The organism is Streptomyces sennicomposti, assembly GCF_019890635.1.
Taxonomy (GTDB): domain Bacteria; phylum Actinomycetota; class Actinomycetes; order Streptomycetales; family Streptomycetaceae; genus Streptomyces; species Streptomyces sennicomposti.
Map to the genome: position 1 here is coordinate 55,030 of NZ_JAIOAB010000043.1, position 7,272 is coordinate 62,301.

General features: G+C 75.3%; 5 protein-coding genes. 4 read left to right on the forward strand and 1 reads right to left on the reverse strand.

Going from position 1 to position 7,272, the window contains the following annotated elements; genetic code table 11:
• Positions 1–20 precede the first annotated feature (20 nt).
• The 3 genes from K7787_RS22285 (at position 21) to K7787_RS22295 (ending at position 3,830) form a co-directional block, all read left to right on the forward strand.
• Positions 21–1,073: an aspartate-semialdehyde dehydrogenase gene (locus K7787_RS22285; RefSeq protein WP_019983369.1), complete on the forward strand. Its 1,053-nt coding sequence runs from the start codon at positions 21–23 to the stop codon at positions 1,071–1,073.
• A 703-nt stretch (positions 1,074–1,776) separates the two neighbouring features.
• Complete coding sequence (locus K7787_RS22290; RefSeq protein ID WP_372456675.1) at positions 1,777–2,493, forward strand: SigE family RNA polymerase sigma factor; 717 nt, start codon at positions 1,777–1,779, stop codon at positions 2,491–2,493.
• The gene (locus tag K7787_RS22295) at positions 2,490–3,830 is read left to right on the forward strand and encodes a hypothetical protein (protein WP_247721166.1); all 1,341 of its coding nucleotides are present in this window, start codon (positions 2,490–2,492) and stop codon (positions 3,828–3,830) included. The genes K7787_RS22290 and K7787_RS22295 overlap by 4 nt, the downstream gene beginning before the upstream one ends.
• Positions 3,831–4,005: 175 nt before the next feature.
• On the opposite strand, the gene K7787_RS22300 is transcribed toward K7787_RS22295, so the two are convergent.
• Positions 4,006–4,791 carry an SURF1 family protein gene (locus K7787_RS22300; protein ID WP_164388715.1) on the reverse strand — a complete coding sequence of 262 codons (786 nt, stop codon included), beginning with the start codon at positions 4,789–4,791 and terminating at the stop codon, positions 4,006–4,008.
• Positions 4,792–4,961: 170 nt separating this feature from the next.
• Between K7787_RS22300 and K7787_RS22305 the strand changes: the two genes are divergently transcribed.
• Complete coding sequence (locus tag K7787_RS22305) at positions 4,962–6,818, forward strand: S9 family peptidase (RefSeq protein ID WP_223002684.1); 1,857 nt, start codon at positions 4,962–4,964, stop codon at positions 6,816–6,818.
• Positions 6,819–7,272 lie beyond the last annotated feature (454 nt).

Sequence of the window (7,272 nt, forward strand, 5' to 3'; positions counted from 1 at the left end):
CGGCGCGGGTGCGGGGCGCGATGACCGGCCGACCGACGCTCGCGGTCGTGGGCGCGACCGGGACCGTCGGCACGGTACTGCTCCGGATCCTGTCCCAGCGCGCGGACGTCTGGGGCGAGATCCGCCTGCTCGCCTCCCCGCGCTCGGCCGGCCGCAAGCTGGCCGTGCGCGGGGAGCAGGTCGAGGTCGTGGCGCTGAGCGAGGAGGCGCTGGACGGGGTGGACATCGCCCTGTTCGACGTCCCCGACGAGGTCGCCGCCCGCTGGGCGCCCGTCGCGGTCGCCAAGGGCGCGGTCGTCGTGGACAGCTCCGGCGCCTTCCGCACCGACCCCGAGGTGCCGCTCGTGGTGCCCGAGGTCAACGCCCACGCGGTACGGCGCCGGCCGCGCGGCATCGTCTCCAGCCCCGGCTGCACCACGCTCACCATGATCGTCGCCCTGGGCGCGCTGCACGCCGAGTTCGGCCTGCGCGAGCTGGTCGTCTCCTCGTACCAGGCGGTGAGCGGCGCGGGCCAGGCGGGCGTGGCGGCGCTGCGCCGGCAGCTGTCCCTGGTCGCCGGCACCGAGCTGGGCACCGCCCCCGGCGACGTACGGCGCGCGGTGGGCGACGACACCGGCCCCTTCCCGGACCCGGTGGCGCTGAACGTCGTGCCGTGGGCCGGTTCGCTGCGCGAGGAGGGCTGGTCGTCGCAGGAACTGGACGTGCGCGAGGAGACCCGCAAGGTCCTCGGCCTGCCCCGGCTGCCGGTCGCGGTGACCTGCGTCCGCGTCCCCGTGATCACCACCCACTCCCTCACCGTGCACGCCCGCTTCGAGGACGAGGTGACGGTGGACCGCACCCGCGAGATCCTCGCCACGGCCCCCGGCGTGGTCCTGTGCGACGACCCGGCGGCGGGCGAGTTCCCCACCCCCGCGGACGTGGTCGGCACCGACCCGACCTGGGTGGGCCGGGTCCGCCGCGCCCTGGACGACCCCACGGCCCTGGACCTCTTCCTCTGCGCCGACAACCTCCGCAAGGGCGCGGCCCTGAACACGGCCCAGATCGCGGAACTGGTGGCGACGGAACGGGACTGAGGCGGGTGCCGGCCGCTGGGTCGGGCCGCCTCGCTTCTTCGGGCGGGGTGCCCGGCGGGCCGCCTCGCTTCTTCGGGCGCGGTCCGTGCGTGGGGTGCTTCTCCGGGCGCGGCCCGTACGCGGAGTGTCTTCTCTGGGCGCGGTCCGTGCGCGGAGTGTCTTCTCTGGGCGTGGTCCGGACTCGGGGTGCTTCTCCGGGCGCGGCTCGGACGCGGCCCGGACGCGGGTGCCTTCTTCGGGCGCGGCCCGGACGCTGGGTGCCGGTCGTGCCGCCACCGCGGGGTCCGGCGCGGGCGCGCGTACGGCCCGCCACCCCCGTCGCCCCGCGTCCCGGGGCCGAAAGACCCTGGCCAACGGGCCGTTCCTTTGTAGGATCTTCGTAAGTGCATGTGGTCCGGCCAATGGTTCGCCACCACTTGAACCGTGCCGCCCCGGCGTCCGAAGATTTCCTTCCCCGCCCTCCGCAACCACGCGGACGGCGGGGAGCGTCTTTGCGGACGCCCTCCGGGGGGCGTGGGGACGCCGAGGGGCGCGGGGGCGCCCCTGTCAGTCGACGACACAGGGGAAGAGCGGGACGCATGAGGGCATGTGGGGCACCGTCCGAGGTGCCGCCCGGCGCGGGAACGTGGCCGGCCGCGCCGCCCGGCGCGAAAGTGACGCCCGGCACGTACAACCCCCGAGGGGGTGCGCGTGTCCAACTGGCGTGGCAGAGGTACTCGACTTGTCCCCCAGGCTCTTCGAGCCGGGGGTGTCCCCGGCGGCGGCCGGCGGCGCCGTTCTGCGCCCGCCCCGCACGCCGCTCGGACCGCGCATGCCCCGCATGCCCGGCCCGGCCGGCGGCATGCCGGTGATCGCACCCATGCCCGCCGCGCGGCCCGCCCGCATACCCAGTCAGCGTGACGGCGCCGCGGAGGACACCGCCGCGGCCGGCACCACCGTCGACCACCTCACCGAGACCTACCGCGCCCACTACCGCAGCCTGCTCGGCCTGGCCGCGCTGCTCCTGGACGACACCGCCTCCTGCGAGGACGTCGTGCAGGAGGCGTTCATCCGCGTCCACTCCGCCCGCCGACGCGTCCGCGACCCCGAGAAGACCCTCGCCTACCTCCGTCAGACGGTCGTCAACCTCTCCCGCTCGGCCCTGCGCCGCCGCATCCTCGGCCTCAAGCTGCTGTCCAAGCCGATGCCGGACATGGCCAGCGCCGAGGAGGGCGCCTACGACCAGCTGGAGCGCGACTCCTTGATCCAGGCGATGAAGGGTCTCCAGCGCCGCCAGCGCGAGGTGCTGGTGCTGCGCTACTTCGCGGACATGACCGAGGCCCAGGTCGCCGAGACCCTCGGCATATCGCTCGGCTCCGTCAAGGCGTACGGCTCGCGCGGCATCGCAGCGCTCCGGATCGCCATGGGGGCGCGGACATGAGCGAGAACGCCGAGGACCGCGACGCGCACGAGCGCGACGGAGACGACGCGCGGGAGCGCCGCGGACACGATCCGCACGAGCGCCGCGGACCGCGGGATCGCCAGGACGCGCGCGAGCGCGACGGAGACGACGCGCGCGAGCGCCACGGAGACGACGCGCGGGAGTCCCGCGACTCGTCCGAGCGCCGCGAACCGTACACGCCGCACGAGCCGACGCGGCCGCCGGAACGACCGAACACGCCACCGCACGCTGGGAACGGAACCGTGAAGCACAGCCCCGACGGACAGGGCCCCGACGGGCTCGACTCGGACGAGCTGGACCTGCGCAGGATGCTGCACCGGGCGGTCGAGGACGTCGAGCCGCGCGACGGCGCGCTGGACCACCTGCGGCGCGCGGTCCCGGCGCGGCGGGCCCGCAAACGGCAGGCCGCGGTCGGCATGGCCGCCGCCGCCCTGTTCCTCGGCACCGCCGTCCCCGCCCTGGTGCACGTCTCGGGCGCCACCGGCTCCGACGCCGACCCCGCCATCGCCGGCCAGGCCTCGCAGGCCCAGGGCGGCACCGGCCAGGGCAAGAGCCGTACCGGCGCGTCGAGCACCGCGGGCGGCGCCCACGGCCGGACCCCGAACCCGGGCGCGAGCGGCCGCGGGGACGGCCCCGTCCCCGGCGGCAGCACCGCCCCCGGCGCCGGCTCCACCGCCGGTACGACCGGCCCGTCGGCCTCCGCCGACGCCGGCGCGCCCGTCTGCACGGCCACCCAGCTCGGCTCGGCCACGGGCTCGGCCGGCGCCCCCGACTCGGCCGGCGTCGTCTACGGCACCTTCCACGTCACCAACGTCTCCGCCGGCAGTTGTACTGTCGGCGGCGCGGGCGCGGTGACCGCGCTCGCCCAGGGCGCGGCCGACGCCTCGAAGATCCATGTCGTCCAGCACACCGCCGGCGACCCGGCGACCGGGCTGCCGGCCCCCGCCCCGGGGGCCCCCGCGCTGGTGCTCGCACCGGGAGCGGCGTACGAGGTGAAGTTCGCCTGGGTGCCCTCCGAGACCTGCCCCACCGGCGGCAGCGGTGGCAGCGACGGCGGCACCGGCTCCGGCGGCGCCGAGACCGGCGGTCCCTCGCCCGACCCGTCGCCCAGCCAGGGCGCGAGCGCGACCGACGGCACCACCACGGGCACGGACACCGGCGCGACCACCCAGCTCGTCACCAAGGACGGCGGCACGGACGCCGGCAGCGTCGTGGTCTCCCACACCCCGGACGGCGGCGCGCCCACGGCGACGGCCACGGTCCCGGACGCCTGCGCGGGCACGGTCTACCGCACGGAGATCCTGCCGGCGCCGTAGCCCTGGCACCGTAGCCCCGGCGACGCCCTCACCGGCCACCGGCCGCGCGGGAGTCGATCCGCCGACCCCGGGGCCGATCCGCTGACACGAGGCCGATCCGCTGACCACGGGGGCAATCCTCCGACACGGGGGCGGGGGCGCGGCGGCCTGGAGGGGGGGGTGGCTCGCTGTCGCCTCAGACGGCGGCCGGGGCCTGCTCCTCCTGCGGGGCGAGCCCCAGCTCGGCGTCCCGTACGGCCTCCACCTCACGCCGCACCAGCCGGAACCACATGAAGACCACGAACCCGGCGAAGACGAACCACTCGCCGGTGTACCCGAGGTTCTGGAACGCCTTCAGATCGAGCCCGGAACCCTCCGGCGCCTTCGCCGGCACCGCCTTCATCCCGGGGTCCGCCGTGTTGAGCGTCACCCACGCGTCGTACACCTGATACGGCACCAGGTTGACGAGCGAGGCCGCGCTGATCGCGCCGGTCTGCCCGGCCGGCAGCCCGCCCTGAGCGCTGACGCCGTTGTCGCCGGGCGTCTCGGAGGCCTGCAGCGCACCGGTCACCGTCACCTCGCCGGCGGGCGGCGCCGGGGCCTTCGCCGCGTCCGCCGTCCCCGGCAGCCAGCCGCGCACGACCGGCAGCGCCTTGCCGGAAGCGGTCCGCAGCAGCGTCAGCACGTAGTAGCCGCGCTTGCCGTCCAGCTCCCGGCCGGGGACCAGCAACTGCTTGCCGTAGCGGCCGGTCGCGGTGGTCTGCATGCCGGAGGTCCGCTTGTCGACGGGCAGCAGCCCGTCCAGCGGACGCGGCGCCTCCGTCCGGTACGAGGCGGCCTGCTTCGTCGCGGTCCGGTGCTCGTCCACCCGCGCGTCGAACCGGCTCAGCTGCCACGACCCCATGAACACGCAGAAGGGGATGGCCAGCAGCGCGAAGACGTTGATGCCCCACCAGCGAGGCGTCAGCAGAAACCGGTACACACCCCCACGGTACGGCCCCGCCGCCCGCCCACCGGCCGCGGGGTCGAAGTTTTCCACAGGCGGCCGGGGACGCCTGAGTTTTCCACAGGCGGCTTCCGCGGCCCGAGGGTTGTCCACAGGCTGGGGGCGGGGGGCGGCGCGATGTCGGTCGGGCCAGGCACTATGGGGCCATGACTGAGAGCAACGGGGCCGGTTCCGTGGACCGGCCGAGTCCGCGGGGACCGATCGAGGACATGCCGGACTGGGAGAAGCGCTTCAGGGCGCCACGGGTGTCGCTGCCCGACTGGGCCGAGGACGCGCCGCACCGCTCCCTGTTCGTGTCCAACGCGACCGGGACGTACGAGCTGTACGCATGGGACCGGGCCACGGGCGGCCAACGCCAGGTCACGAACCGGCCGAACGGCACGACGGACGGCGTGCTCTCCCCGGACGGCGAGTGGATCTGGTGGTTCGACGACAAGGACGGCGACGAGTTCGGCGTCTGGCGCCGCCAGCCGTTCACCGGCGGCCCCGACGACCCGGCCGTACCGGGCCTCGCCCCCTCCTACCCGGCGGGCCTGGCCCTCGGCAGGGACGGGCGCACGGCGGTGGTGGGCCGCTCCACGGACGAGGACGGCACCACGATCCACCTCGCGCGCCTGGGCGCGGGCGAGGAGCCGGGGGAGACGGTGGAGATCTACCGCCACCGCGAGTCGGCGGGCGTCGGCGACCTCTCCCACGACGGCACGCTGATCGCCGTCGAGCACACCGAGCACGGCGACGCGATGCACTCCGCGCTGCGCGTGCTGCGCCCCGACGGCGTCACGGTGGCCGAGCTGGACGACACCAAGGGCGGCACGGTCGAGCTGGGCCTGGAGGTGCTCGGCTTCGCCCCGGTCGCCGGGGACACCCGGCTGCTCGTCGGCCACCAGCGGCGCGGCCGCTGGGAACCGCTGGTGTGGGACGTGGCGACGGGCGAGGAGACCGACCTCGCGCTGGACCTGCCCGGCGACGTGAGCGCGGAGTGGTACCCGGACGGCTCCGGACTGCTCGTCGTGCACAGCTTCGAGGCCCGCAGCGAGCTGTTCCGCTACGACCCGGCGACCCGCGCCCTCACCCGGATCGACACCCCGCCGGGCACGGTGTCCGGGGCGACGGCCCGCCCGGACGGCAGCGTGGAGTACCTGTGGTCCTCGGCGGCCGAACCGCCGGCGGTCCGCTCGACGACCGGCGGTGTGGTCCTGGACCCGCCCGGCATGAAGTGCCCCGGCTCGGTGCCGGTGCACGACGTGTGGGTGGACGGCCCCGGCGGCCGCATCCACGCCCTGGTCCAGAAGCCCGCGGGCGCCACGGGCCCGCTGCCGACGGTCTTCGACATCCACGGCGGCCCCACCTGGCACGACAGCGACTCCTTCGCCGCGGGCCCGGCCGCCTGGATCGACCACGGCTACGCGGTGGTCCGCGTCAACTACCGCGGCTCCACGGGCTACGGCCGGGAATGGACGGACGCGCTCAAGCACCGGGTCGGCCTGATCGAGCTGGAGGACATCGCCGCGGTCCGCGACTGGGCGATCACCTCGGGCCTCGCGGACCCCGACCGGCTGATCCTCACCGGCGGCTCCTGGGGCGGCTACCTCACCCTGCTCGGCCTCGGCACCCAGCCGGACGCGTGGACGCTCGGCATCGCCGCGGTCCCGGTCGCGGACTACGTCACGGCGTACCACGACGAGATGGAAGCCCTGAAGGCCCTCGACCGCACCCTCCTCGGCGGCACCCCGGAGGAGGTCCCGGAACGCTTCGAGGCGTCCTCCCCGCTCACCTACGTCGACCAGGTCAAGGCCCCGGTCTACATCTCGGCCGGCGTCAACGACCCCCGCTGCCCCATCCGCCAGATCGACAACTACGTCAAACGCCTCGAATCCCGAGGAGCCCCCCACGAGGTCTACCGCTACGACGCGGGCCACGGCTCCCTGGTGATCGACGAACGAATCAAACAGGTCCACCAGGAACTGACCTTCGCCCAACACCACTTGAAAACAGCGAAGTAAGCCCCCGCCGGGGCAGGCTGCAGACACCGGAGGGCTACGCGGCGAGCCGCAGAGACCGGAGGGCTACGCGGCGGGCCGCAGAGGCCGGAGGGCTACGCCTCCTGGGGGTGCAGGGGGCGAAGCCCCCGCAGGGGTTCCAGGGCCGGAGCCCCTGGCGGGGCGCAGGCCCTCTGCCGGGACGAGCCGCAGAGACCGGAGGGTTACGCGGCGGGCCGCAGAGACCGGAGGGCTACGCCTCTCGGGGGTGCAGGGGGCGGAGCCCCCGCCGGGGTTTCAGGGGCGGAGCCCCTGGCGGGGTCGAAGGGGCGGAGCCCCTTCTGAGGATGGGAACGGGTAGGGGCGGCGGGGGCGAAAACTCAAGACCCGCACCCCACCCCCCCACAGCCACCTCCACCCCCACCACCCCTACCCCTCCACCCGCCCCCGCCGCCCCAGCAACTCCGCCAACCCCCGC